This is a genomic window from Gordonia sp. VNK21 (genome assembly GCF_046098115.1).
Classification (GTDB): domain Bacteria; phylum Actinomycetota; class Actinomycetes; order Mycobacteriales; family Mycobacteriaceae; genus Gordonia.
In genome coordinates this window covers 177,221-201,975 of the sequence record NZ_JBJURU010000007.1, presented here as the reverse complement: position 1 = coordinate 201,975, position 24,755 = coordinate 177,221, and the positions used below count along the sequence as shown (strand labels likewise).

General features: G+C 67.7%; 22 protein-coding genes, 1 pseudogene and 1 riboswitch. Of the genes and pseudogenes, 13 read left to right on the top strand and 10 right to left on the bottom strand.

What is annotated here, in order from left to right; all coding sequences use genetic code 11:
• Window positions 1–36 precede the first annotated feature (36 nt).
• From ACJMNC_RS09820 to ACJMNC_RS09810, 3 genes are all read left to right on the top strand, one after another.
• Complete coding sequence (locus ACJMNC_RS09820) at window positions 37–231, top strand: ferredoxin (RefSeq protein ID WP_408947766.1); 195 nt, start codon at window positions 37–39, stop codon at window positions 229–231.
• Between the two features lie 24 nt (window positions 232–255).
• On the top strand, window positions 256–1,500 hold the full coding sequence (locus ACJMNC_RS09815; RefSeq protein WP_408947765.1) for an NAD(P)/FAD-dependent oxidoreductase: 1,245 nt from the start codon (window positions 256–258) through the stop codon (window positions 1,498–1,500).
• A 106-nt stretch (window positions 1,501–1,606) separates the two neighbouring features.
• Complete coding sequence (locus ACJMNC_RS09810; protein WP_408947764.1) at window positions 1,607–2,116, top strand: IclR family transcriptional regulator C-terminal domain-containing protein; 510 nt, start codon at window positions 1,607–1,609, stop codon at window positions 2,114–2,116.
• 41 nt (window positions 2,117–2,157) lie between these two features.
• Here ACJMNC_RS09810 and ACJMNC_RS09805 read toward each other — a convergent pair.
• Together ACJMNC_RS09805 and ACJMNC_RS09800 are read right to left on the bottom strand one after the other, a co-directional pair.
• A pseudogene (locus tag ACJMNC_RS09805) lies at window positions 2,158–3,240 on the bottom strand (AMP-binding protein); the annotation flags it as partial.
• 72 nt (window positions 3,241–3,312) lie between these two features.
• Window positions 3,313–4,320 (bottom strand): MBL fold metallo-hydrolase, encoded by a 1,008-nt coding sequence (locus ACJMNC_RS09800; protein WP_408947763.1) that lies wholly within the window; start codon window positions 4,318–4,320, stop codon window positions 3,313–3,315.
• A gap of 371 nt (window positions 4,321–4,691) precedes the next feature.
• Here ACJMNC_RS09800 and ACJMNC_RS09795 point away from each other — a divergent pair, with 371 nt between their 5' ends.
• The 3 genes from ACJMNC_RS09795 to ACJMNC_RS09785 all read left to right on the top strand — a co-directional run bounded on the left by ACJMNC_RS09795 (window position 4,692) and on the right by ACJMNC_RS09785 (window position 7,200).
• Window positions 4,692–6,014, top strand: coding sequence for a DUF222 domain-containing protein (locus tag ACJMNC_RS09795; RefSeq protein WP_408947762.1), 1,323 nt, complete (start codon window positions 4,692–4,694; stop codon window positions 6,012–6,014).
• A 208-nt stretch (window positions 6,015–6,222) separates the two neighbouring features.
• A complete protein-coding gene (locus ACJMNC_RS09790) occupies window positions 6,223–6,450 on the top strand; it encodes a DUF167 domain-containing protein (RefSeq protein ID WP_408947761.1) in 228 nt (75 codons plus the stop codon).
• 9 nt (window positions 6,451–6,459) lie between these two features.
• Window positions 6,460–7,200: a glucosamine-6-phosphate deaminase gene (locus tag ACJMNC_RS09785; RefSeq protein WP_408947760.1), complete on the top strand. Its 741-nt coding sequence runs from the start codon at window positions 6,460–6,462 to the stop codon at window positions 7,198–7,200.
• Window positions 7,201–7,226: 26 nt separating this feature from the next.
• Here ACJMNC_RS09785 and ACJMNC_RS09780 read toward each other — a convergent pair whose 3' ends face one another.
• Window positions 7,227–8,756 (bottom strand): acyl-CoA synthetase, encoded by a 1,530-nt coding sequence (locus tag ACJMNC_RS09780; RefSeq protein ID WP_408947759.1) that lies wholly within the window; start codon window positions 8,754–8,756, stop codon window positions 7,227–7,229.
• Between the two features lie 125 nt (window positions 8,757–8,881).
• On the bottom strand, window positions 8,882–10,411 hold the full coding sequence (locus ACJMNC_RS09775; RefSeq protein WP_408947758.1) for a class I adenylate-forming enzyme family protein: 1,530 nt from the start codon (window positions 10,409–10,411) through the stop codon (window positions 8,882–8,884).
• A 177-nt stretch (window positions 10,412–10,588) separates the two neighbouring features.
• On the opposite strand from ACJMNC_RS09775, the gene ACJMNC_RS09770 reads away from it, so the two are divergent.
• Together ACJMNC_RS09770 and ACJMNC_RS09765 are read left to right on the top strand one after the other, a co-directional pair.
• Window positions 10,589–11,350: an enoyl-CoA hydratase/isomerase family protein gene (locus tag ACJMNC_RS09770; RefSeq protein WP_408947757.1), complete on the top strand. Its 762-nt coding sequence runs from the start codon at window positions 10,589–10,591 to the stop codon at window positions 11,348–11,350.
• Entirely contained in the window at window positions 11,350–11,838 is a 489-nt protein-coding gene (locus ACJMNC_RS09765; RefSeq protein WP_408947756.1) for a nuclear transport factor 2 family protein, read from the top strand. Before ACJMNC_RS09770 ends, ACJMNC_RS09765 begins: the two co-directional genes overlap by 1 nt.
• A 9-nt stretch (window positions 11,839–11,847) precedes the next feature.
• Here the strand turns inward: ACJMNC_RS09765 and ACJMNC_RS09760 are convergent, their stop codons facing one another.
• Entirely contained in the window at window positions 11,848–12,984 is a 1,137-nt protein-coding gene (locus ACJMNC_RS09760; RefSeq protein WP_408947755.1) for a TetR/AcrR family transcriptional regulator, read from the bottom strand.
• Window positions 12,985–13,198: 214 nt separating this feature from the next.
• Here ACJMNC_RS09760 and ACJMNC_RS09755 point away from each other — a divergent pair, with 214 nt between their 5' ends.
• Window positions 13,199–13,990, top strand: a complete 792-nt coding sequence (locus tag ACJMNC_RS09755; RefSeq protein ID WP_408947754.1) for an enoyl-CoA hydratase/isomerase family protein — start codon at window positions 13,199–13,201, stop codon at window positions 13,988–13,990.
• An 84-nt stretch (window positions 13,991–14,074) separates the two neighbouring features.
• Here the strand turns inward: ACJMNC_RS09755 and ACJMNC_RS09750 are convergent, their stop codons facing one another.
• The 3 genes from ACJMNC_RS09750 to ACJMNC_RS09740 all read right to left on the bottom strand — a co-directional run bounded on the left by ACJMNC_RS09750 (window position 14,075) and on the right by ACJMNC_RS09740 (window position 17,424).
• On the bottom strand, window positions 14,075–15,253 hold the full coding sequence (locus tag ACJMNC_RS09750) for an acyl-CoA dehydrogenase family protein (protein WP_408947753.1): 1,179 nt from the start codon (window positions 15,251–15,253) through the stop codon (window positions 14,075–14,077).
• Between the two features lie 251 nt (window positions 15,254–15,504).
• Window positions 15,505–15,969, bottom strand: a complete 465-nt coding sequence (locus tag ACJMNC_RS09745; protein WP_408947752.1) for a tRNA (cytidine(34)-2'-O)-methyltransferase — start codon at window positions 15,967–15,969, stop codon at window positions 15,505–15,507.
• Window positions 15,970–16,014: 45 nt separating this feature from the next.
• Entirely contained in the window at window positions 16,015–17,424 is a 1,410-nt protein-coding gene (locus tag ACJMNC_RS09740; RefSeq protein WP_408947751.1) for a type I restriction endonuclease, read from the bottom strand.
• Here ACJMNC_RS09740 and ACJMNC_RS09735 point away from each other — a divergent pair.
• A complete protein-coding gene (locus ACJMNC_RS09735) occupies window positions 17,326–18,147 on the top strand; it encodes a bifunctional methylenetetrahydrofolate dehydrogenase/methenyltetrahydrofolate cyclohydrolase (RefSeq protein WP_408947792.1) in 822 nt (273 codons plus the stop codon). The genes ACJMNC_RS09740 and ACJMNC_RS09735 overlap by 99 nt on opposite strands.
• Window positions 18,144–18,455 (top strand): DUF3017 domain-containing protein, encoded by a 312-nt coding sequence (locus tag ACJMNC_RS09730; protein ID WP_408947750.1) that lies wholly within the window; start codon window positions 18,144–18,146, stop codon window positions 18,453–18,455. The genes ACJMNC_RS09735 and ACJMNC_RS09730 overlap by 4 nt, the downstream gene beginning before the upstream one ends.
• A 65-nt stretch (window positions 18,456–18,520) precedes the next feature.
• On the opposite strand, the gene ACJMNC_RS09725 is transcribed toward ACJMNC_RS09730, so the two are convergent.
• Together ACJMNC_RS09725 and ACJMNC_RS09720 are read right to left on the bottom strand one after the other, a co-directional pair.
• Window positions 18,521–19,675, bottom strand: coding sequence for a homoserine O-acetyltransferase (locus ACJMNC_RS09725; RefSeq protein WP_408947749.1), 1,155 nt, complete (start codon window positions 19,673–19,675; stop codon window positions 18,521–18,523).
• Between the two features lie 37 nt (window positions 19,676–19,712).
• Window positions 19,713–21,014: a bifunctional o-acetylhomoserine/o-acetylserine sulfhydrylase gene (locus ACJMNC_RS09720; RefSeq protein WP_408947748.1), complete on the bottom strand. Its 1,302-nt coding sequence runs from the start codon at window positions 21,012–21,014 to the stop codon at window positions 19,713–19,715.
• 61 nt (window positions 21,015–21,075) lie between these two features.
• Window positions 21,076–21,188: riboswitch (SAM riboswitch) on the bottom strand.
• Window positions 21,189–21,447: 259 nt separating this feature from the next.
• On the opposite strand from ACJMNC_RS09720, the gene ACJMNC_RS09715 reads away from it, so the two are divergent.
• Window positions 21,448–23,301 carry a PE-PPE domain-containing protein gene (locus ACJMNC_RS09715; RefSeq protein WP_408947747.1) on the top strand — a complete coding sequence of 618 codons (1,854 nt, stop codon included), beginning with the start codon at window positions 21,448–21,450 and terminating at the stop codon, window positions 23,299–23,301.
• A 218-nt stretch (window positions 23,302–23,519) separates the two neighbouring features.
• The gene (locus tag ACJMNC_RS09710) at window positions 23,520–24,740 is read left to right on the top strand and encodes an NADP-dependent isocitrate dehydrogenase (RefSeq protein WP_408947746.1); all 1,221 of its coding nucleotides are present in this window, start codon (window positions 23,520–23,522) and stop codon (window positions 24,738–24,740) included.
• The last annotated feature ends 15 nt before the right edge of the window (window positions 24,741–24,755 follow it).

Sequence of the window (24,755 nt, the reverse complement as noted above, 5' to 3'; positions counted from 1 at the left end):
GTACGGCATCCGGATCTCGAGAATGAGGTGAATCCAATGAAGGTGACGGTCGACTACGGCAAGTGCGCGGGACTCGGAATCTGCGAGTCCCTGGCGCCGGAGTTCTTCGAAGTCAACGACGACGGCGATCTCGACCTGCTCAAAGAAGACATCGAGCCCGACGAACTGCAGTCGGTACGGGAGGCGGTCGCCGGCTGTCCCGCCGAGGCGCTGCGCATCGTCGACAACTGACGAGATCTGACGAGAGGCAACGACATGGATATCGAGAGACTGGTCGTGGTGGGTGCTTCGCTGGCCGGGCTGCGCGCCGTCGAAGGTGCCCGCAAGGCCGGATTCGGCGGCCGGATCACGCTGATCGGTGCCGAGACGCATTTACCGTACGACCGGCCGCCGCTGTCCAAGAAGTTCCTGGAACCGGGCACCGAGGAACCCGAGGCGCCGTTCTTCCGCAACGAGCAGACCTTCACCGATGAACTCGACGTCGAGCTGCTCCTCGGTGCGCCGGCCACGGGCCTGGACACCGCGAACCGCGAGGTGATCGTCGGCGATCGGCGCGTCGGTTACGACGCGCTGGTGATTGCGACCGGTGCGACCCCGCGGATCCTGCCCGGCACCGAGAATCTGGCCGGTGTGCATGCGCTGCGCACCCTCGACGACGCCGTCGCGGTGCGGCAGGCGCTCACCGAAGGCGCCCGGACCGTGGTGATCGGCGCCGGGTTCATCGGCTCGGAGGTGGCCTCGGGTGCCAACAAGCGGGGAGTGGACGTGACGGTGGTCGAGGCACTGCCGACCCCGCTGGTCCGGGCGACCGGTGAGGCGATGGGGCACGCCATCGCCTCGCTGCACCAGCGCAACGGCACCGAACTGCGCTGCGGCGTCGGTGTTTCCAGAGTGGAAGGCGACGAGCACGTCGAGCGGGTCGTCCTCGCCGACGGCTCGGTGATCGACGCGGACCTGGTAGTGGTCGGCATCGGCGTGACGCCGGCCACCGATTGGCTCGCCGGCAGCGGTATCGAGGTGGACAACGGCGTCGTCTGCGACGAGACGCTCTGGACGGGAGTGCCGGGGGTCTATGCCGCCGGTGACGTGGCGAACTGGTTCAACCCGGTCCTCGGTGTGCGCCAGCGTATGGAGAACTGGACGGCAGCGGCCGAACAGGGTGCCGCGGCCGCGCGCAACGCCCTGGACCCGGCCAACGCCAAACCCTATGGGACGGTGCCGTACTACTGGTCGGACTGGTACGACGTCCGGATCCAGTTCGTCGGCTCCCCGGAGGCCGACGAGGTGCGCGTGGTCGACGGCGATCCGGCCGGCGGCGGCAAGTGGGTCGCCCTCTACCGGCGGGGAGACCGGCTGATCGGCGCCCTGACGCTCAACGGGCAATCGGTCATCATGAAGTACCGCGTGCAGATCATGAAGGAGACCTCCTGGGAGGACGCGCTGGCCTTCGCGCAGGCGCGCAAGGCCAAGATGGCGGAGAAGGCGGCGGCACGTGCGTGATCGACGTCGGCCATGACCGGCCAGAGCGCCACCCCGCGCATGCTGTCCACCGTTGCGCGCACCGGACGAGTGCTCAATCTGTTCACGCCGATCCGGCCCGAATGGGGTGTGCGGGTTCGAAGCCAAGGCACAGCAGCTGGTTCAGCGTTTCTCCGTGCATGTCGGCGGGACCATCACCGTGGGCGCCTGGGACGGCCTGCACGTGGTCTGCGTGGCCGGCACCGGGCCCGGACCGCAGTGCCGGCCCGGCGGCATCCTGCCCGGGCACGCCACCGCGCTGGGCAAACTCCTGATGGCCGGGCTGCCCCGGGAATCGACCCACGACATCGTCGAACGCTTCGGTCTTCCGCAGATCACCGCTGAGACAGTGGATCAGATCACGGTGTTCGACCGGCAACTGGAAGTCACCCGCAGTACCGGGGTGGCCTACGAGCACTCCGAGTACGTGCCCGGCTACGCATGTCTGGCGACCGGTGCCTATCACCGATCCGATCTGGTGGCCGCGGTCTCCGTCGCCGCCCCGGAGGAACGCTTCGCGGTCCGCCGCGAGGAGTTCGCCGCGGCGGCGCGCGGCATCGCACGGATGCTCACCGCGCCCGCCGGGGCGACGCCGTAGCGCTCACCCGATCGATCGGCCGTGCCCCTCCCAGTCATCTGGCCCGGGGCCGAGACGGCGATCTCGCCGATCTCGCCGGTCGGCACCTCGTTGCCGTCCGGATCCACGATCGTCACGATCGCGTTCGGGGTGGGACGGCCCACTGAGCGCAGGTATTTCCCGGTGTGCTCGTGCGGCTGCAGCATCGTCACCGTGATGCACTCGCTCTGGGCGTACAGCTGGTAGAGGACCGGACCGAACTTGTCCAGGGCTCGCTGCAGGGTGCGCTCGGCGATCGGCGAGGCCGCGTAGTTGAGGCACCGCATGCTCGACAGGTCGCGGGTGTCGATGTCGGGGTGGGCCAGCAGCGCGGTGATCATCGTCGGCACCACCAGGGTGCAGGTGGCCCTCTGGGTTTCGATGAGCTCCAGCGCCCGGCCGGCGTCGAAGGCCGGCATGACGATGATCCGGCCGCCCACCTGCAGCAGGGGCCACAGCCACAGCGACGCGGCGTGGGTCAGCTGCCCGGCGGCCAGGTATGCATCCCGAGAGTCGATCTGCGGTGTGACCCAACGGTATTCGTCGTCGTTGTTCATCCATTGGGCGATGGTGTGCACGATGCCTTTCGGTCGGCCGGTGGTGCCGGCGGAGAACCGGATCACGTGCACATCGTCGGGATGGTGCTCCACCGTCGGCGCCTCGGGCGACGCGGCAGCGAGCACCTCCTCGTAGGCCAGGGTGCCTTCGGGAGCGTCGCCGTCGAAGACGACGACGTGCTCGAGCGTCTCCAGGCTGGGCAGATGGTCGGCGATGACGGGGTAGAGGGCGGCGTTGACGAAGAGTGCCCGGGCATCGACCAGCTCGGTGAGATAGGCGTTCACCTCTCCGGCCTCGTGCGCGTAGAGGCCGGCGCGCACGAAGCCGCCGACGGCACAGCCGGCGATCAGCTCGACCGTCTCGAATGCGTTGTTGGACAGCAGCGCGACGCGATCGCCCTTCTCCAGTCCCAAGCCGGACAAGGCATTGGCGATGCGGCAGGCGCGCTCGTACAGCTCACCGTGGGTCTGTTCGCGGCCGTCGCACCAGACTGCGGGCTGGTCGGAGTACTGGCGAGCGGATTTCTGCAGAATCTGGCTGAAGTTCATGGCCACGACCGTGGCACCGGCGGATCGGCCGCCGCCCGGGCTGTCCGGGAGTCTCGGACAGGCGCGGTGGGGTCAGGACGTATGGAAGCTCTCTACCTCGCCGGTGGTCATGGTGAGCCGCCCCTGCGTCGCCAGATGGACCAGGTGCGCGCGGACCTCCAGAATCGCCGTCATCGCGTGCACCGGGGACAGCTCGGACAAGGCGCGGTTGCGGCGGGTCCAGACCATGCCTCCGGCTATCCCGGCGGCGGTGGACGCTCCGGCCGCGACCGCATCGTGGATCGCAGTCAGGCGCTCGTCGTGGTGGGCGAGCAGTTCTCTGGCCCGGACGTCGGTCCGGGCGGTCAGGGCGCCGTGCGCGGGCAGCATCCGATGTGAGGGGCCTTCGGCGGAAGCGCGGAGCGAGCCGAGATAGGAGGTCAGCGGTGAGGGCTCGGGCGTGCGCTCGAAGCCGATCGACGGGGTGATGCGGGGCAGCAGGTGGTCCCCGGTGAAGGTGACGCCGGTGCCGGGGAGGTCGTAGACCACGTGGCCGCGGGTGTGGCCGGGAGTGGCGTGCACCTCGATCCTCTGGTCCGCGCCGGTGAGCACCTGGCCGTGGTCCAGCCAGTGATCGGGAGGCCCGAAGCGCAGGTCCTTCTCGTAGTCGTCGAGCTCGAGGCGGTCGATCGTGTCGGCCAGCTCGGGGGCTCCGGCCAACCGGAGCAGACGTACCTGCTGCGGGTGCAGGCCGTCGTTCAGATCGAAGGCGTCGATCGTGTGATGCTCGTCGTGGCCGAGATGGACGGGGATGGAATAGCGCTGCTGCCAGTCCATGGCCAGCGTGTAGTGGTCCCAGTGGCTGTGGGTGATCAGCATGCCGCTGACGTCCGCGGGCGTCCGGTCGAGCTCTGCCAGGGCGTCGACCAGGATGGCCTCGCTGGTCTCTTCGCGCCAGCCGGGGTCCACCAGGATCAGGGAGTCGTCGTCGACGAGCGCGTAGGAGTTGATCTCGGTGAGATCGGGCAGGGGGAGGGGCAGCGGGATGCGAAACACCCCGCTGGTCACTGCCTCTGCCAGGTTCGGATGTGAACGGGTCATGCGCCGACCTCCCATCGGGATGGTGATCTGAACTTCTTCGGCTACCACCATTATTTATTATGAATTCAAATTAGATGGTAGCCGACGGAAGGGTCGGCGGCTGGTGTGGGGCGGACTTCATTCCCGGGGCCGGCGCCGGCCGGCCGGGCTGTCCGCGTGCTCTGGGAAGATTCTTTGGAAACTATCGATCGAACACTTGTGCCCATTGGGTATGGCATGTAACGTAGGAGTTGACCACAATTGCCGTCAGTTTCCGGAGGATCACCACATCCAGCCCGACCCGGCCGACAGCCGCACCCCTTGCACTGCCGGCCGAGCCGATTCATTGCCCTGAATCGCACCCTTGTGCATGAGCACCAAGTGAGACCCACATGGACGCACACACTTTGACCGGCTTCACCGACGCTCTCGTCGACGAACTCTCGACCACCACCGATGCCATCCGCGCCGACGTTGATGACGGTGGGGCGCTCGGTGCACGCCTGGCTGCGGTCGGTCCGGGCACCGATGATCGGCTGGTCCTGGATCTGATCGTCGCGGTGACCCGGTTGCGCAATGTCCTCGACCATCTCCTCGCGCTGCTGGTGGCGGTGGCTGAGCGGAACCGGATTCCGGCGCGCCGCCGGCTCAAGACGGGGCCGGACCTGTTGCTCGCGATCGGTGCAGCCCCGGTAGTCGCGTACCGGATCGGGCGCCTCGCCCGTAACCTGCATCGGCTGCCGACCGTCGCCTCGGCTCTGCGGGATGGTGCGATGTCGGCGGAGTTCGCCGACGCGATCACCCAAGGCGTCGACCACATCGAACGCCGTGTGCCGATCACCAGCGAGCAGCGCGAGCTGATCGTGCGGACCCTGACCGTGCAGGTGACTCCGGCCGCCGTCGCCGCCCGGGCACGCGCCTTCGCCATCGAACTCGCCCCCGCCGCCGAAGAGGTTTCGGACGAGAGGGTTCCGGTGGCGGAGGACACCGATCTCAACGAGATGACCCTGACTCAGGGCGGGGACGGGCGATTCACCGCGACGCTGGATCTGGATGTGGTCGCCGGCGACGCTCTGGTGACTGCACTGGATCCGCTGACCAAACCGGTCCCGCAACCTGACGGCACCGACGATCCGCGCTCACCGGCACGGCGGCGCGGCGATGCGATCGTGGACCTGCTGCGCGCCTACCTCCACGGTGCCGACAGGCCCGTCTCCGGCGGCGTGCTTCCGACCGTCACGGTCATCCGGCAGGGCCTGCACGATCAACTCGGCTACGGCGGTCCGATCACCGCGACCACCGCCGAGTTGATCGCCTGTGACTGCTCCACCTCCCAGGTCCTCGTCAACGACAGTTGCGTACCCCTGGACGTGGGGAGAAGCCGGCGCCTGTTCACCGGCGCCCTCCGCAAAGCCCTTGAGGTGCGGGACCGCGGATGTGCGTTCCCCGGCTGCGGCCGGCCGGCCAAATGGTGCGACGGCCACCACATGACTCCGTGGACTCAAGGTGGGACTACGTGTCTCGACAACGGTGTTCTGCTCTGCCGACGGCATCACACCCTGATCCATCACTCCGGATGGGAGGTGGTGCTCGGTCCGGATCGGCACCCGTGGTTCCGGCCGCCGGTCGATCCCGAGCGCCCGCACGCGCGCCGTGAACTGATCCGGTCGAACGCGCGCCGCACCCTGACCATCTACCAGCACCCCGCCGCCTGATCGTCCCCATCGCCCCAAGTTGTTTGAGACACACGTTGTTTGAGACGCACGTTCTTTGAGAACTTCATATCGAACACGGGCCCCGTCACGGGTGCCGGTCGCGCCGAGGACAGAGGCGCACCGGCACCCGGGCGGGAGCCTGCCCACTCCGGTGGCGCGCGGCGCCGATTATTCTTTTCGAGTAGTTCGCGAGTCAGGAGCGCCGGCGATGAGTGACACCGTCACGGTCATGGTCAAACCCAACAGCCGTAAGGGGCCGTTGGTGGAGACCGGCGACGGCGGGGCGCTGACGGTCTACGTCCGCGAGCCGGCCACCGAAGGTAAGGCCAACAAGGCGGTCGCACTGTTGCTCGCCAAGCATTTCGGGGTGCCCAAGTCGACGGTGGAACTGGTCGGCGGCGCCACGTCCCGCCACAAGCGATTTCGGATCGGGTGACGGCAGACGATGCGGATAGTGATCACGGAGCAACCGGAACTGGTGATCGCCGATCGCGTGGCCGCGGCCGTCCGGGACGGCGCCCGGACCATCGGGCTGGCCACGGGGTCGTCGCCGTTGAAGGCCTACGGCGAACTGATCCGTCGGCATCGCGACGAAGGCCTCAGCTTCGCGGGAGTGTCCGCAGTGTTGCTCGACGAGTACATCGGCCTGCCTCCCGATCATTCCCAGTCGTTCGCGCGGTTCATCCGCGAACACCTGACCGACGGGCTCGACCTGGCGGCCGTCTACGCGCCGGACGGGATGGCCGCCGACCTGCCGGCCGCCGCCCGCGCCTATGACGAGTTGATCGCCCGGCTCGGCCCGGTATCGGTGCAGGTCCTCGGGATCGGCGCCAACGGGCACCTCGGCTTCAACGAGCCGGGATCGTCGTTCACCTCGCGGTCGCGCGTCGTCCAGCTGGCCCGGCGGACCCGCGAGGACAACGCCCGCTTCTTCGGCTCCGTCGACCAGGTGCCCAGCTCGGCCATCACTCAGGGCCTCGGCACCATCTGCGAGGCACAGGAACTCGTGCTGATCGCCACCGGGGAGGCCAAGGCGGAGGCCGTCGCCGCGGCGGTGGAAGGCCCGGTCGGCGTCGGCTGCCCCGCCTCGGTGCTGCGACGGCATCCGCATGCGACGATCGCGGTCGACGAAGCCGCCGCCGGCCTGCTGCATCATCGCGAGCGATACCGGCTCCCGGATACCTGAGCCCGTCGGGCGTGACGACTCCGCACCTACGAATAGGTGGCCGTGAGCTTGCCCTTGACCAGCTTGCCGGTCGGCGTGCGAGGCAGATCGTCGACGAAGTCGACGCTCTTCGGAGCCTTGTAGTGTGCGATCCTCGCACGCACGTAGTCGATCAGTTCGGCCGCCAGCTCGGGCCCGGGTTGGACTCCGTCGCTGACCTTCACCACGGCCTTGACCTGCTCGCCCATATCGGGATCCGGGACTCCGATCACGGCGATGTCGTCCACCGCCGGATGCAGGGCGAGTACGTTCTCGATCTCCTGCGGGTAGATGTTGACCCCGCCGGAGATGATCATGAACGACTTGCGGTCGGTCAGATACAGGAAGCCGTCATGATCGACGTAACCGACGTCGCCCACGGTGGTCCAGGTCGGGTGCTCGGGATGTTGGGCCTGAGCAGTCTTCTCGGGATCGTTGTGGTACTCGAACGGAAGCGTCTCGCGCTCGAAATAGATCGACCCCACCTCGCCGACCGGCATCTCGCTGCCGTCGTCCGCGCAGATGCGAATGGTCCCGAGTCCGGCGCGGCCGACCGACCCCGGATGCGTCAGCCACTCGTCGGCGGCGATGAACGTGACGCCGTTGGCCTCGGTCGACGAGTAGTACTCGTCGACGATCGGCCCCAACCAGTCGATCATCCGGTGCTTCACCTCGGGCGGGCACGGGGCGGCGGCATGGATCACCTTCTGCAGACTCGAGAGGTCGTATCCTGCCCGCACGTCGTCGTCGAGTTTGAGAAGCCGGACGAACATGGTCGGCACCATCTGGGCGGCGGTCACCCGGTACTTCTCGATGTCGTGCAGGGCCTGTTCGGCGTCGAACTTCTCCGCCATCACGACCGTGCCGCCGAGCGCCTGAATGATCCCGCCCCACCGCAGCGGCGCCGCGTGATAGACGGGAGCCGCCGAGTAGTAGACGGTGTTCCCGTCGAACCCGTACAGATGGCTGAACATGGCGATGTACGGATCCCCGGGCTCGTTCACCTCACGGTCGGGTAGCGGAGGCGCAATGCCTTTCGGCCGGCCGGTGGTGCCGGACGAATACAGCATGACGCTGCCTGCCGGCTGCCTGCCGGGAATGCCTTCCGGCGCGGCCGACAGCACCTCTTCGTAGTCGGTGAAGCCGGGAAGGGCGTGGCCGAAGGCGATCCGGACGGTGACCTTCGGGCTGAGATCGGCGACGGTCCGGCCGAGATCGCCGAGCGCCCCGGAGACGATGAGCGCCCTGGCGCCACTGTCATCGACGATGAACGCCGCCTCTTCGGCGGTCAGATGCCAGTTGACGGCCGTCAGATACAGGCCGCAGCGCTGCGTCGCCCAGAAGATCTCGAAGACCTCGGCAGCATTGTCGGACAGCAGGGCGACCACGTCGCCGCGTTCGAGTCCCGCGTCGCGGAAAGCCGCCGCCAGCCTCCGGGACCGGTGCTCGAGCTCACCGTAGGTCACGGTGAAGCCGGTTTCGGCGATGATGACGGCCGGCCGGTCCGGGTCGGACTGGGCATGAGTGCCGGGATACATGGTGGTGGGTGCTCCTCGGTGATGGGCGGTGGCCAGAGACAGGGTGGGATTACAGACGGGGGGCTTACAGACAGGGGGGATTACAGACAGGGGGGATTACAGGCGGGGAATGAGATGCAGGGGGATCAGTCGGCGAGGAGGTCGTCGCGGATGGCCCGCTTGAGGATCTTGCCGGACAGATTCCGCGGGATCGGCGCGACGACCAGCTGGCGCGGTAGCTTGTAGTCGGCGAGCAGCGATGCGCAGTGGGCACGCAGATCCTCGATCGTCAGAGTCTGTCCGGGGACCGGTGTCACCACGGCGACCACGGTCTCTCCGTACACCTCGTGCGGGCGGCCGACCACGGCACAGTCGGCGACGGCCGGGTGGGTGGCGACCGCGCTCTCGACCTCGGCGGAGTAGATGTTTCGGCCGCCGCTGATGATCATGTCCTTGATCCGGTCGACGATCGTCATACCGCCGTCGTCGTCGAGACGGGCCAGATCACCGGTGTGCAGCCAGCCGTCGCGGAGAGTTTCGGCGGTGGCGGCCGGGTTGTTCCAGTATCCCTTCATCACCGACTCGCCGCGCAGCAGAACCTCCCCGACCTGGCCGGGCCGGACGTCCGAGCCGTCCGAGTCGACGATCCGCACCGCCATCATCGGGGTCGCTCGATAGCCGGTGACGTCAGGACGTGCGGCGACCTCCGCCGGCCGAGAGTAGATGCCGTTGGGCCCGGCTTCGGTCTGGCCGAAGAACGAGTAGATGCGCGCATGCGGGATCTCGTTCTGAATGCGGGCCGCCAGCGGCGCCGGCATCGGTGCGGCGCCGTAGAACCCGGACGTCCACGAGCTCAGGTCCAGCTTCAGTTCCGCCTGAGCGTCGAGCATCAGCTGATACATGGTCGGCACCCCGAAGAAGGCGGTCACCTTCTCCCGGGCCATCGTCTCGACGACGGTGCGCGGCTCGAACCTGGGCAGGATCACATGCTTGGCGCCGAGCATGATTCCGCTGATCAGCATCAGCGTCAGCTGTCCGGAATGGTAGAGCGGAGCGACGTGCAGCAGGCAGGCGCTGTCGCTGATGCCTGCGGTGCCCAGGCTGATGGCGACCCCCGCCCAGAGCAGCCGATGATGATCCATCAGCACGCCCTTCGGCAGACCCGTCGTCCCCGAGGTGTAGACGATCAGCGCGTCGTCGGACTCGTTCACCTGCACGTCCAACGGCAGCGACGAGTGCTCGCGGCTCGCTTCGAGAGCATCGGGACCGTGCTCCCCGGGGCCGAGCAACAGACGCGTGACGGTCCCCGCCGTACCGAGGTGAGCCAGAGCCTCGTCGACGGCGGCCGCGGGACCGGGCTCGGAGAGGACCATCGCCGCCCCCGAATCGCTCACGATGTGCGCGATCTCCGGAGCGGCCGACTGCGGATTCACCGGGACCACGATGGCACCGAGCCGGGCGGCCGCGTAGAAGGCCAGGACGAACTCGATGCTGTTCCCGCTGACCAGAACACACCGGTCGCCCTTGGACAGGCCGTGGTCGGCGAAGCCGCGGGCCAGCCGGTTCACGACCTCGTCGAGCTCGCGGTAGGAGAGTCGCTGCTCGCCGCAGCACAGGGCCGGAGCGTCGGGGGTACGCGCCGCGGAGTAACTGAGTGAGCTTCCGATCGTTGTCATGTACGAGTCCTCGAGTTGGCGTCAGTGAGATATCAGTCACCCTAACTGAGATTCACCAAAGATCAAACACGATGTTCGACAAACCGCGATTTCTGTCGCATACTACTGGTGATGACGCGAGACCATCTCGTCCACCGAGGTGACAATCGGTCGAATATGAATTAACCAAGGAGTGAGATGAAGAGCTATACGGAGATCACTGCGACGATCGAGAACGGCGTGGGAACGATCGCCTTCAGCCGCTACGAACGCCGCAATGCGCTCAGCCTCGAGCTGTTCGCCGACCTGAGCGACTGCCTCGACGATTGGCGGGAGAACGACGACGTCGCCTGCGTGGTGATCACCGGCGGCGAGGACGTCTTCTGTGCCGGCCTGGATCTGAAGCTGCAGTCGATGTTCACCAACAAGGAGCGTCGGGATGCGTACTCGAAGGCCTGTCTGCGTGCGTACGGCACCCTGCTCGACTACGCCAAGCCCACCATCGCGGCAGTCGGCGGACCGGCGCTCGGCGGTGGCTGCGACATCGCGGTGTTCTGCGACATCCGGATCGGCGCCGAGAACGTCGTGATGGGATTCCCTCAGATCAAGATGGGGCTGACGCCGTACTTCTCGCCGCTGTGGAAGATCGTCGGTCTGAGTCAGGCGAAGCTGCTCACGCTCTCCGGTGACCGGATCGACGCGGCCGAGGCCGCCCGCATCGGTCTGCTCGACCGCCTAGTCCCGACCGGCACCGTGGTGGCCGAGGCGACCCGTCTGGCCGAGTCGATTGCCGAGACCACGACCGAATCGGCCGCCAACAACAAGGAGATGATGCTCCGGTCGCCGGCGATGGACCCGATCAGTGCGCTCACGTACGAGACGCTCGCCTACCGCGAGGTGATCTGGCACGACAGCGTCGTCGACCGCATCGGCGCCGCCTACAAGAAGCTGGGCCAGTGATGACCGACGACGCCTTCTTCCGGGACTTCGGTACGCGCTGGGAGGCCGCCTGGAACTCGCATGAGACCGATCGGGTCCTGGAGCTGACGCATCCCGACATCCACTGGAACGACACGGTCTTCTGGCCGCAGGAGATCGACGGGCACGCCGCGCTGCGCGGGTACATCGACACCATCTGGCAGGTGATGCCCGACGTGGAATTCGAAGAGGTGCAACTGTTCACGGCGCCGGCGGACGGCCGGGCACTGTACCTCTTCCAGCAGACTGCGACGGCGCCGCCGAAGTTCGGCACCGATCAGCGCGCCGTCACCTACGGCTGCGACATCTTCCTCGGCTTCACCGACGGGCTGCTGTCGAATTACCTGGCGCAGTACGAGATCTCGGACATGATGCGCCAGTACGGGGCGCTGCCGCCGCGTGACGGACGGGTCGGGGGCCAGTATCTGCTTTCGCTGCTCGGCCGGGGCGACTGGCGCGAGCGGCGGTGAATCGCGCGGCTACGGCGAGGTGCTCGTCGACCTCACGAGATCTGCGGTGAGGTTGGCGAGCACCTCGCCGTAGCCGGGTTCTGCCGGCGCGCGAGGATGCCCGGACAGCTCATTGATGATGCTCAGCGCGCAGGACGCCAGAATCCGGGCCGAGACGTCCTTGCAGCCGCGCACATCCGCGATGAGCGTGGCCCAGGACTGAACGTAGTCGCGATGGGATCGCTCCACCCACCGGCGATCCGAGTCGGGCAGATGGGGGCCTTCGTTCGTGTAGATCACGAACAGACTGTGGTGGCTGATGGCCATCTGCGCGTAGCGGTGCAGCCAGATCGTGACCACCTCGGCGGGATCGGTCGATTCGGAGAAGGCCAGGCCGCGGTCGAACTCGATCCAGCCCACCGCCCGGCGCATCAGCGTCTCGAGGATCTCGCTCTTGGTGTCGAAGTGTGAGTAGATGCTCGGACCCGACATGCCTACCGCCTCGCCGATGTCGGCCAGACTCACCGCGTCGTAGCCGTGCATCGCGAACAGCTGGGCGGCGGCGACGAGGAGGCGTTCGCGGCGCGAGACCTGCGGCTGGAACGGCGGGAGCGGTGCCGTTCGCATGTCCGGTGCGGGATCCGTCCGGCGATGCAGGGTGAAGATCGTCGACACCGCCGCAGCGATGTTCCGGATGAGTGCGGTGTCGGTGTTCTTCTGTGGATACTCCGAGGGGGCGGCCAGGCAGGCGACGGCCGCCCGGGCCCTCAGATCGAGATCGTCCGGGCCGGCGTCCGGCCGGGAGACCGCGAGGTGGTGCCGGATGGTCTCCTGGATCGTGCGCAGCTGTGCACGCGTGGCCGCCTGGGCATCGTCGCTCAGATTCTGCAGATCCCGGTGCACGATGATCCATAGATCGCGGTGCTCGACGGCTGACTGGGCCAGCCGCTCGGCGAAGTCCGCGTCGGACGCGCCGGGCTGCCCGGCCTGCGTCACGACGTGGCAGACGTCGGTGAGCTCCGAGTCGATCACGGCCTGCAGGATCTCGCCCTTGCCGGTGAAGTGTTTGTACAGGGCGGGCGCCGAGATCCCGGCGCCGGCGGCGATGTCCTTGAGGGTGATCTGCTGGTAGCCGCGGCGGGAGAATGCGGATGCCGCGACCTGCACGATCTGCCGTCGCCGCTGCTGACTGTCGATGGGGGACCTCCTGTGGGTTCGACGATTGTAGGCAGACTTCGCCTGCGCGCAGCGAATCCGGACGTAGAACCCCCCCAATAAATCAAACACATTGTATGATTTACCTACGGATGATCGGCTCCGGGCCCATCCGTGTTCATCCGGATCGATTCGATGATCCGCGCACTCCGAAGGAAGAAGGGCCATGCCTGAATACCAGTACCTGTTGACCTCTGTTGAGGACGGCGTCGGGATCCTCCAGCTCAACCACCCGCAGAAGCGCAATGCGCTCGGCTGGGAACTGCATCGGGAGATCATCGCTGCTCTCGAGGGGTGGGCCTACGACGACGAGGTGGCCGCCGTGCTCATCATCGGCAACGAAGACTACTTCTGCTCCGGATGGGCGCTCGATGTGCTGCAGGGGACGCAGGGCGGCGACCGCACCGAGTTCACGGACCTCGCTCTGGCGCTGATGGTCGCGATCTACGACTATCGCAAGCCGACCGTGGCCGCGGTGGCCGGTGTCGCGCCGGGCTACGGCATGGACGTGGCCAACATGTGCGACATCACGATCGCCTCGGCCAATGCGGCGTTCGGCTCGACGCAGGTCAAGTACGCGATGAACGGCTTCTACCACGCGATGCTCGCGAAGATGAACACCCAGCGCGCCCGGCGGATGCTCTTCACCGGCGATCCGATCACCGCGGAGGAGGCGTTGCGCGTGGGCCTCGTCGACGAGGTGGTCGAGCCCGGGACACTGCGTGAGAACGCCCTGCGGCTGGCCAAGCAGATCGCCGAGAACGGCTCGGAACTGACGACGGTCCTCAAGGAGGTGGCCCTGCGCGCTCAGAACATGGATCACATCGGGGCCACCGCGTACGAACTGCGCGTCACCCACGATCTGGTGCAACGGGGACTCTTCACCCGCCGGATCGCCGAGGGGCTGGCCCGGATCAAGGAGGGGACCAGTAAGGCCACCGAACGTCTCGCGCGCTGAACGGTTCGCGCTGAACTGTTCTCGGACGACGACGGCGCCGGTGCGGTGGATTCGTATCCGCCGCACCGGCGCCGTCTGTTGTGATCAGAAGCCCAGCGACTTGCCGATGATCTCTTTCATGATCTCGGTGGTGCCACCGTAGATCGACTGGATCCGCGCGTCGGCGAAGTCCCGGCTGACCTGGTACTCGCGCATGTAGCCGTAGCCGCCGTGCAGTTGGAGGCAGCGATCGGCCACCCGCATCTGGAGCTCGGAGGCCCACCACTTGGCCTTGGCCGCCTGGACCGCCGTCAGCTCACGGCGGGTGTGCAGCTCGACGCATCGGTCGACGTAGACTCGCGCGATCTCCACTTCGGTGGTCAGCTCGGCCAGCAGGAAGCGGCTGTTCTGGAAGGAGCCGATCGGCACGCCGAAGGCATGCCGCTCGGCAACGTAGGCGAGGGTGCGCGCCAGGGTGCCCTCGGCTGCGGAGACTGCCGTCACCGCCAGCGACAGGCGCTCCTGGGGAAGGTTGCGCATCAGCTGGTAGAAGCCCTCGCCTTCCTCGCCGAGGCGATTGGCGACCGGTACCCGGACATCGGTGAAGCTGAGTTCGCTGGTGTCCTGCGAGTGCAGGCCGAGCTTGTCGAGATTGCGCCCCTTCTCGAATCCGGGCGTGCCGGCCTCGACCGCCAGCAGGGTGAGTCCCTTGTGCGGGTTGTCCCCGGTCCGCGCCGCCACGATCACCAGATCGGAGTTCTGCCCGTTGGAGATGAAGGTCTTGGCGCCGTTGAGAACGTAGTGGTCGCCGTCGCGCACTGCCCGGGTCTTGATTCCGGACAGATCGCTGCCGGTTCCCGGTTCGGTCATCGCGATGGCGCCGATGATCGTGCCGGCCGTCATTCCGGGCAGCCACCGGCTCTTCTGCTCGTCATCGGTCAGGTCGAGCATGTACGGTCCGATGACGTCGTTCTGCAGGGCCAGTCCGAGCCCGGCGCCGCCGAGGCCCGACCGCGCGAACTCCTCGTCGAGGACGGCGTTGAAGCGGAAGTCGTCGACTCCGGCGCCGCCGTACGACTCGGGAGTGGGGAACAGGAGCAGGCCGGCCGCTCCGGCGGCGCTGAACATCTCCCGGTCGACGATCTTCGCCGCCTCCCAGTCCTCGAAGTTCGGTGCGACGGTGGTCGCGATGAAGCCGGCGACGGTCTCCCGGAACTGTTCGTGCTCGGGTTTGTAGACGGTGCGAGGAATGGTGGATACGGAACTGGTGGACGGGGAAGCCACTGCGATTCTCCTTAGGGTGCGATCCGCCTGTCGGCGCGCAGCTGGCGCCGCGCAGCACGGAGAGGGCTCGGTGCACGAAGTCGTACACCGTGTACGACAAAGTAATCGTACACGGTGTACGTCATTACGGCGGCTCCCGGATGGTCTCGGCGTGCATGAACCCGCGACCCCGGGGCGCAGAAGAAATTTCGGCACTGAAGTGTGGATCAGATCCACACTTCAGTGCCGAAATTTCTGTGCGAGAGGGTGGGTCAGACTGCGCCGTCGAATCCGTGCTGGCGCCAGGCCTCGTAGAGCGCGACGCTGGTGGCGTTCGCCAGATTCATCGACCGCCGGCCGGCCAGCATCGGGATCCGCAGCCTGTCGGTGACCTGCGGATCGTCGAGTACGTCGCCGGGCAGCCCGGTGGGTTCGGGACCGAACAGCAGCACATCGCCCTCGCGATAGGCGACGTCGGTGTGGAAGCGCGAGGCGTGTGCGGTGAACGCGAAGACGCGTTCCGGCTTCAGCTTCTCCCACGCGGTCGGCAGGTCCGGATGCACCGTCACCATGGCCATCTCGTGATAGTCCAGGCCCGCGCGCTTGACCTGGGCGTCGGACAGCGAGAACCCGAGCGGCTCGATCAGGTGCAGTTCGCAGCCGGTGTTCGCCGCGATCCGGATGGCGTTTCCGGTGTTCGGCGGAATGCAGGGCTGGAAATACACGATCCGGAACATGGAAGCCGAGTCTACGGGCCGCTCTGCGCTCACCCCCCGGCGCGGCTATTGGTAGCTGCGCACCGTCTTCCTGATCTCGTCGGCGACGGTGTAGATGTCGACGACCGACTCGATGTCGTGCCGGGTTCCGTCCTTGCCGTGTTCAAAGGTGGTGACGAACTTGACGTTCTTGCCGTTGAGGTGGAGCCGGATGATCGGCTTCCGGTTGTTGTCGTCGAGAAGGATTGCGAAGTAGTTCTTCGCATCCCGGTAAGTGACCCGTTCGGGACCCACCTCGGCGACTGCGATCGCCCGGACGATGTTGAAGCCTTCGAGTTCCTCCTCGGTGGTCACGATGTCGGGATCTGTCTCCGGCTTCGGCGCCGCCTCGCTCGTCGCGGCTTCTGAGGGTTGCTGGGCGCGCACCTCCGGTACGTCGATGTCGCCGACTGCCGCATCGTCGCCCAGGGCGGTCTTCAGACGATCATTGACCTGGGCGCCGATGTACTGACTCAGTGCCTGCGCGACGAGCGGACGGAACTGGTCGACCACCTTCTGAGTCGCCTTGCCGTCGTACACGCGCGAGACGAAGTAGCGCACCCACTCGTCCGATGGTTCCTTCACCTCGTTGGCGAGCACTCTGCGGATGCCGCCGACGTATTTGAGTTCCTGCGCGGCGTTGATCACCGAGTCCAGGTCGAAGGAGTCCTTGGCGAGCTTCTGGACCTCCGGCAGGAGGCCGCGGTCCAGGTCGAGAAGATCGAAGACCAGGAACGGCCGATCATCCATGCGGTTCGGAAGGTCGCCGTCTGTGAATACCTGGTACTCCTGGCCGTTCGTCAGAATCGCGATACGCGCCGATGTGACCGAGAAGTACCGGAAGAGCTGGCTGGCGTACTTGAGATCGAGCGCGGCGCCGATCGGCTTGCACTCGATGAGGATCTGTACCTCGCCGTTGTGGAAGATCGCGTAGTCGACCTTCTCGCCCTTCTTCAGCCCGACATCGGCCGTGAACTCTGGCACCACCTCTGCCGGATCGAAGACGTCGTAGCCGAGGACGTTGGAGATGAACGGCATGATGAAGGCGTTCTTCGTCGCCTCCTCGGTCTCGATACGGCTCTTGCTATTGCGGATCTTCTGCGCCAGCGCCTTGGTCGCCTCGGCGATACTCATCATGGTCCTCCTGGTGGGATACAGCCGCACGCTATCCCGGGCTTCGGACAGTGCTTCTGCGGTTGCCGACGAAAGCACATGTACGACCGACATCCCGGCCGGACGGGGCGGCCGGAGCGCCGTTGTGCGTTCGGCGGGGGAGAAGTGGAACAATAGGAAGCCGTGACGGCGATTCGACTGGACGGCAAGCTCACCCGCGACGAAATCTTCACCGACCTGAAGGCGCGCGTCGATGCGCTGCGCGCGGCCGGCATCACGCCCGGCCTGGGCACGGTGCTCGTCGGCGACGACCCGGGCTCGCATTCGTACGTCAAGGGCAAGCACGCCGACTGCGCGAAGATCGGCGTCGCCTCCATCCGCAAGGACCTGCCGGCCGACGCGACCACCGAGCAGCTCAACGCCGCGATCGACGAGCTCAACGCCGACCCGGCCTGCACCGGCTACATCGTGCAGCTGCCGCTGCCCAAGCACCTCGACGAGAACGCCGCCCTCGAGCGGATCGCGCCGGAGAAGGACGCCGACGGCCTGCACCCGATCAACCTGGGACGGCTGGTCCTGGGCAAGGAGTCGACGCTGCCGTGCACCCCGCGCGGGGTGATCCACCTGCTCCGCCGGTACGACATTCCGCTCGACGGCGCGCACGTGACCGTGGTCGGCCGCGGCGTCACCATCGGCCGCCCGATCGGGCTGCTGCTGACCCGCCGCAGCGAGAACGCCACCGTCACCCTGTGCCACACCGGCACCCGGGACCTGGCCGCCGAGGTGCGCCGCGCCGACATCGTGATCGGTGCCGCCGGTGTACCGCACCTGATCACCGCCGACATGGTCAAGCCGGGCGCCGCGGTCATCGACGTGGGCGTGAGCCGCACCGAATCCGGGCTCACCGGCGACGTCGCCCCCGACGTGTGGGAGGTGGCCGGCGCCGTCTCCCCGAACCCCGGCGGGGTGGGCCCGCTCACCCGGGCGTTCCTGCTCGTCAACGTCGTCGAGCGAGCCGAACAGCAGCTGGAGGCGAGCCGGCAGTGACCGCGAGCGCCGCCGCGGCCCGGCAGTCCGAACGCCGGGCCCGCATCCTCCGCCAGATCCCGTTCTTCGCGGTCCTGGCGGTGGTCGCGGTGGCGGCGATCCTGGTCATCATCGACCGCTGGCGCCGCGGCGCCTTCGTCTTCGGTGCGGCCCTGCTGCTCGGCGCGGTCCTGCGGGCGCTGCTGCCCAGCGAACGCGCCGGTCTGCTGCAAGTGCGCAGCCGGCCCTTCGACATCGGAGCGATGGCCTCGATGGGAGTGCTGGTGATCTGGCTGGCGACGTCGATCGACTCGCTGGGCACCGCGTGACGGCCACCGCGTAACCGCGCCGCACCAACAGGGCCGCACGAACAGGGCCGCCAAGCCCGGGGCTGTCAGGCCCGGAGCCGGCGGGCCAGTGCCATGGTGTCGGTGAGCAGTACCCGGATCGGCTCGAACTCGGTGAGGAAGCCGTCGTGACCGCTCGCCGAATGCACCACGCGCAGCCCGTCGACGGCGCCGCCGAGCTGTTCGGCCAGCTCCACCTGCTGGTAGAGCGGATACAGCCGGTCGGAGTCGATTCCGCCGACCACCACCGGCACCGTGGAGGCGTTCAGCACCGCCTGCACGCCGCCCCGGTCACGCCCCACGTCGTGGCTGTTGAGCACCTCGGTCAGGGCCACATAGCTGGCCGGATCGAACCGTTTGGTGAGCTTGTCGGCCTGGTACTCCAGGTAGCTCTGCACCGAGAAGCGGCCGTCGACCAGCGGGTCCTCGTCGCCCTGCGGCGAGTTCTCGAAGCGCTCGTCCAGCTCGCGGTCGCTGCGGTAGGCCAGATGTGCGATCCGGCGGGCGATCCCCATCCCGGTCATCGGGGCGCGCCCGGTGCCGTGATAGTCGCCGCCCTGCCAGTCCGGATCCGCGGTGATCGCCGCGATCTGGGTGGTCTGGGTGCCGATCTGATCGGCCGACGCCCGGGCGCCCACCGCCAGCACCAGGCCGGCGTCCACCAGCTCCGGATACATGATCAGCCACTCGAGCGCGCGCGCTCCGCCCATCGATCCGCCGGCCACCGCGGCCACGCGGGAGACGCCGAGACGCTCGAGCGCGATCGCCTCCGAGCGCACCAGATCGCGGACCGTCAGCCTCGGGAAACGTGAGCCCCACGGGCGGCCGTCCGGGGCGATACTCGACGGTCCGGTGGATCCGTAGCAGCCGCCGATCGCATTCGGCGCCAGTACGCACCATTCATCGGTGTCCACCGCGCACCCCGGCCCGACCAGGCCGTCCCACCAGCCCGGCATCAGGAAACGCTCGTTGGCCGGACCGGCCACATGCGAGTTGCCGGTCAGCGCGTGCAGGGCGAGCACGATGTTGTCGCGCGCGGCGTTCGGCGTACCCCAGCGCTGGAAGGTGATGGAGGCGTCCGGCAGCACCGCGCCGTTCTCCAGTGTCAGATCGCCGATGGCGACCGAGGTCTCGGCCCCGTCCGGACCGGTGGTCCAGTCGGGGCCGTCGACCGTGGTGATCGGGTCGATGCTCAACGACACCGGCCGTCTCCGTGTGATGGGCTGATCACGATGCGCCTCAGGCCTTGGCGGCGGCGAAGCCCTGCTCGAGGTCGGCCAGGATGTCGTCGATGTTCTCGATGCCCACGGCCAGGCGCACCAGACCCGGGGTCACACCCGCGGCCAGCTGCTCCTCGGCGGAGAGCTGGCTGTGGGTGGTCGACGCCGGGTGGATGACCAGCGAGCGGACGTCGCCGATGTTGGCCACATGGCTGTGCAGGGTCAGCGCGTTCACGAACTTCTTGCCGGCCTCCACACCGCCCTCGATCTCGAAGCCGATCACGGCGCCCTGCCCCTTCGGCGCCAGCTTCTGGCCGCGCTCGTAGTACGGCGAGGACGGGAGACCGGCGTACGAGACCGAGGTGACCTGCGGGTGCGCCTCGAGGAACTCGGCCACGCGCTGGGCGTTGGCCACATGCCGCTCCACCCGCAGGCTCAGCGTCTCGATGCCCTGGGCCAGCAGGAAGGCGTTGAACGGCGAGACGGCCGCACCGGTGTCGCGCAGCAGCTGAGTGCGCGCCTTGAGCGCGTACGCCGGAGCACCGAGGTCGGCGAAGACGACGCCGTTGTAGCTCGGATCCGGGGTGGTGAAGCCGGGGAACAGGTCCTGACCGTCGCGCTGGACGCGCCAGTCGAAGGTGCCGCCGTCGATGATCACGCCGCCGATCGCGGTGCCGTGCCCGCCGATGTACTTGGTGGCCGAATGCACGACGATGTCGGCGCCGTGCTCGAAGGGCTTGACCAGGTACGGGGTGGCGACCGTGTTGTCGACGATCAGCGGCAGCGAGTTGCTGTGCGCCACCTCGGCCACGCCCTCGATGTCGAGGATCTGATTGTGCGGGTTGGCGATGGTCTCACCGAACAGTGCGCGGGTGTTCGGCTTGATCGCCGCACGCCACGACTCCAGGTCGTCCGGGTCCTCGACGAAGGTCACCTCGATGCCGAACTTGGGCAGCGTGTGCTGGAACAGGTTGTAGGTGCCGCCGTAGATGCGCGGGCTGGAGACGACGTGGCCGCCGGCCTCGACGATGTTCAGGATGGCGTAGGTGGTCGCCGCCTGGCCGGAGGCCACCAGCAGCGCCGCCACACCGCCGCCGAGCGCGGCCAGCCGCTGCTCGACCGCATCCTGCGTCGGGTTCATGATGCGGGTGTAGATGTTGCCCGGCTCGGCCAGGGCGAACAGGTTGGCCGCATGGTCGGTGTCGTTGAAGACATACGACGTGGTCTGGTAGATCGGCAGCGCCCGGGCGTTGGTGTCGGGAACCACCTGGCCGGCGTGCACCTGCAGAGTCTCGAAGCTCCAGTTGCTGGTGTCGGACATCAGTCGTCAATCGCTTTCTGGTCGGCCGGGCTCACGCCCGGGAGGTGGGGTCCGACCTGCGGACCCGCGCTTGCCGCGACGGCTTGTCGCGACCAGGTCATCACCCGGAGCACCCCACCGCGGTTGGAGGGTTGCCGGACAGCAAGCCGGGGCTCGATGCTGACACTCATGACCTGCAGTCGAGGATATAGCACCGCTTGACGGCCCCGTTAACGCCGTAATCGGCGTGCACAAAAGTCTCGCGGACCCGGGCGTGCATGTTATTGAGCCGGGCGAATCGGGCATCGCGATCCGCCGGGGATTCGACAACGGATCGATCTCTGTCACGCGATCGGACCAATCGGCGTCCGGAGCGCTGCGCGGGGCGACGGAGCCGCACCACGATGGGCCCAGCAAGCGGTCACAGCCCGACCGCTGCGGATCGGGGGATCCGATGAGTTCAGCACAGCACCACCAGTCTCGACGGGGCCGTCTCCGGCGGCACGACGGCACACGACCGTTCGCCACCCGGGCGGCTGCGGCCGTGGCGGCGGTTCTGGCCGTGGCCGTGGCCGTCGTCCTGCCCGGCGGCGTCGCGATGGCCGACGACGACGAGTGCGGCACCGGTGCGGCGATCGTGGTGGCCGGCACCAACGATCCGGACGCGATCGCGCTGCGCGGGGTGTCCGACCGGTACCGGGACGACGGCTACCGGGTGATCAACGTGTCGGAGGATCCGGCGGACTACGCGACCACCCTGTGGCCGCTCGGATCCGTCGGGTACGACGACGACGTCGCCAAGGGCACCGCCGCCACCTACGCGGCACTCGAGGAGTATCAGGCCGCCTGCGCGGGCAGGCCTGTGGCGATCATCGGCTATTCGCAGGGCGCCCGCATCGCCGGCGACGTCCTCAACGGCCTGGCCACCGACACCGACGGCTCGGTGACCGGGCCGGACGGCCGGGAGTACGCGGTGAGCAAGACCGGGGTCTCGGGCACCCTCTACTCCGATCCCCGGCGCGACGGCCCGGAGTCGAGCCGCGGCGTCGAACTGGCGCTGCCCGGAATCGTCCCGGGACTGACCCTGGCCGGGGCGCGCCCCGGTGGCTTCGGCGACATCCCGGTGACCACCTATTGCTGGCAGAGCGACGGCATCTGCGACCTGGCCGATCCGCTGCACGACCCGCTCGGGGCGCTCGACTCGCTGGTGGGCTTCCTGACCACCCGGCACGGGATGTATCCGCGCACGCTGATGCAGCACTCCGACGCGGACAATCTGGGACAGCCGGGCACCGAGCCGATCTGCACCAGCATCACCACGGTCGGCAACACCACCACCTGCTTCGTCGACGACGGATCGGCGATGGGGGAGCTGGGCGCAACCCTCGCCGGATCCGCCCTCGGGCTGGTGGGACTGACCCTCGACGACGTCGTCCTGATCGACCGGGACATCGACCTGTACGCATCGCTGCGCCGACTGCTCAACGTCAACGGCGTCCTCCCGCACGCCGACCTCGGTGATCTGCAGCAGTACCTGGCCCCGATCCTGAACGTGCTGCCGCCGCTGCCGTACATCGGCTACGCCGGTGCCCACGTTCCGGATCTGCTGGCCGTCGCCGACCTGCTGACCCACCTGGTGACCCTGGACGGGGACGGTCTGCGCAACGACGCCGCGGTCTTCGGCGGCAGCGCGCTCAGCTTCCTCAAGGCGCCGTTCAACGCCGCGGCGTACCGGCGCGCACAGCTGTCGCTGGTGCGCGACCAGCGGCGGCTCACACCGCTGCTCGACCCCGTGCGCGGTGTCCTGAGCGGCACCCGCCCGGTGATCCTGGGACTGGACGAGTGCGACTCGCTCAACTGGGGCCACCCGCAGACCTGCCCGGCGGCCACGACGGCCACCGCGGCCGGCGGCGGATCGCCCGACGAGGACGCCGCGCCGAGGCCGGCGGCGGAACTCGCCGTCGGGGCCGGTGACGGCCGGGACGACCACAGCGGGGACGACCGCAGCAGCGACGACCGCAGCGGGGAGGGCAACAGCGGGGCCGGCAACAGCGGGGAGCACGACAACCCGGACGGTGACATCGGCGACACTCTGGGCAACAACGGCGGAAATCTCGGCGACCCCGAGGCGAACGCCGGTGACGACGAGTCCGCCGGTGACGGCGGGGACGCGGGGGCCGGCCCGCCGGATGCCGGCGGCGAGGCCGTCTCACCGTCGCCGGACGCGCCGCCGCAGGCCGGATCCGGTGCGTCGCCGCAGCCGGGGGCCGAGCCCGCCGCACAACCGTCGGGTGAACCTGCGACATGACCGCACCTGACTGTTCGGTAAGCGGACTCCGGGGTGTGATGTGGGATATGCTGGTCATCAAACAGTACGAGCGTTCTGTTTGGACCTGTTCAACGCGGAGCGGGAACTCGTACTAGGTTTGAGGCCGGACTGCTGCGCAATCCGCAGCACTATCCGGCACCGTGAGGAGTCGCGTCATTACCCGAGCGCGGCCGACGCCGAGGAGGGCACCGAGCCATATGGGCAAGATCAAGGTTGAAGGCACCGTCGTAGAGCTCGACGGCGACGAGATGACCAGGATCATCTGGCAGTTCATCAAGGAAAAGCTGATCCATCCGTACCTGGACGTCAACCTTGATTACTACGACCTGGGTATCGAGTACCGCGATGCCACCGACGACCAGGTGACCGTCGACGCGGCGCACGCCATCCAGAAGCACGGCGTGGGCGTCAAATGCGCCACCATCACGCCCGACGAGGCCCGCGTCGAAGAATTCGGCCTCAAGAAGATGTGGCGTTCGCCCAACGGAACCATCCGGAACATCCTCGGCGGCACCATCTTCCGCTCGCCGATCATCATCTCCAATGTGCCGCGCCTGGTGCCCGGCTGGACCAAGCCGGTGGTCATCGGCCGTCACGCCTTCGGCGACCAGTACCGCGCCACCGACTTCAAGGTGCCCGCCGGCGGCACCGTCACCATCACCTACACGCCCGACGACGGCTCCGCGCCGATCGAGCACGAGATCGTCAAGATCCCCGACGAGGGCGGCGTCGTGATGGGCATGTACAACTTCAACAAGTCCATCGAGGACTTCGCGCGGGCGTCGTTCAACTACGGCCTGCAGCGCAACTACCCGGTGTACCTGTCCACCAAGAACACCATCCTCAAGGCCTACGACGGCGCCTTCAAGGACATCTTCCAGGACGTCTTCGACCGCGAGTTCAAGAGCCAGTTCGACGCGGCCGGCCTGCACTACGAGCACCGGCTGATTGACGACATGGTGGCCTCCTCGCTCAAGTGGGAGGGCGGCTACGTCTGGGCGTGTAAGAACTACGACGGCGACGTCCAGTCCGACACCGTCGCCCAGGGGTACGGCTCGCTGGGTCTGATGACCTCCGTGCTGCTCACCCCGGACGGCAAGACCTGTGAGGCCGAGGCCGCGCACGGCACGGTCACCCGGCACTACCGGCAGCACCAGCAGGGCAAGCCCACCTCCACCAACCCGATCGCCTCGATCTTCGCGTGGACCCGCGGCCTCGATCACCGCGGCAAGCTCGACAACACCCCCGAGGTGCGCGAGTTCGCCGAGAAGCTCGAAGACGTGGTCATCAAGACCGTGGAGTCGGGCAAGATGACCAAGGACCTGGCGCTGCTGGTCGGCGGCGACCAGAAGTTCCTCACCACCGAGGAGTTCCTGGCCACCCTCGACGAGAACCTGCAGGCCGCCCTGAAGGCCTGACCGGTTCCGTCCCGT

What these genes read in the sequence shown, in the direction of transcription:
- ACJMNC_RS09715 (WP_408947747.1), top strand. Translation starts at nt 21,448, where the DNA reads ATGAGTTCAGCACAGCACCACCAGTCTCGACGGGGCCGTCTCCGGCGG.
- ACJMNC_RS09720 (WP_408947748.1), bottom strand. Translation starts at nt 21,014, where the DNA reads ATGTCCGACACCAGCAACTGGAGCTTCGAGACTCTGCAGGTGCACGCC.
- ACJMNC_RS09795 (WP_408947762.1), top strand. Translation starts at nt 4,692, where the DNA reads ATGGACGCACACACTTTGACCGGCTTCACCGACGCTCTCGTCGACGAA.
- ACJMNC_RS09710 (WP_408947746.1), top strand. Translation starts at nt 23,520, where the DNA reads ATGGGCAAGATCAAGGTTGAAGGCACCGTCGTAGAGCTCGACGGCGAC.
- ACJMNC_RS09820 (WP_408947766.1), top strand. Translation starts at nt 37, where the DNA reads ATGAAGGTGACGGTCGACTACGGCAAGTGCGCGGGACTCGGAATCTGC.
- ACJMNC_RS09770 (WP_408947757.1), top strand. Translation starts at nt 10,589, where the DNA reads ATGAAGAGCTATACGGAGATCACTGCGACGATCGAGAACGGCGTGGGA.
- ACJMNC_RS09765 (WP_408947756.1), top strand. Translation starts at nt 11,350, where the DNA reads ATGACCGACGACGCCTTCTTCCGGGACTTCGGTACGCGCTGGGAGGCC.
- ACJMNC_RS09790 (WP_408947761.1), top strand. Translation starts at nt 6,223, where the DNA reads ATGAGTGACACCGTCACGGTCATGGTCAAACCCAACAGCCGTAAGGGG.
- ACJMNC_RS09780 (WP_408947759.1), bottom strand. Translation starts at nt 8,756, where the DNA reads ATGTATCCCGGCACTCATGCCCAGTCCGACCCGGACCGGCCGGCCGTC.
- ACJMNC_RS09745 (WP_408947752.1), bottom strand. Translation starts at nt 15,969, where the DNA reads ATGTTCCGGATCGTGTATTTCCAGCCCTGCATTCCGCCGAACACCGGA.
- ACJMNC_RS09785 (WP_408947760.1), top strand. Translation starts at nt 6,460, where the DNA reads ATGCGGATAGTGATCACGGAGCAACCGGAACTGGTGATCGCCGATCGC.
- ACJMNC_RS09815 (WP_408947765.1), top strand. Translation starts at nt 256, where the DNA reads ATGGATATCGAGAGACTGGTCGTGGTGGGTGCTTCGCTGGCCGGGCTG.
- ACJMNC_RS09800 (WP_408947763.1), bottom strand. Translation starts at nt 4,320, where the DNA reads ATGACCCGTTCACATCCGAACCTGGCAGAGGCAGTGACCAGCGGGGTG.
- ACJMNC_RS09775 (WP_408947758.1), bottom strand. Translation starts at nt 10,411, where the DNA reads ATGACAACGATCGGAAGCTCACTCAGTTACTCCGCGGCGCGTACCCCC.
- ACJMNC_RS09755 (WP_408947754.1), top strand. Translation starts at nt 13,199, where the DNA reads ATGCCTGAATACCAGTACCTGTTGACCTCTGTTGAGGACGGCGTCGGG.
- ACJMNC_RS09740 (WP_408947751.1), bottom strand. Translation starts at nt 17,424, where the DNA reads ATGCGAGCCCGGGTCGTCGCCGACGAGCACCGTGCCCAGGCCGGGCGT.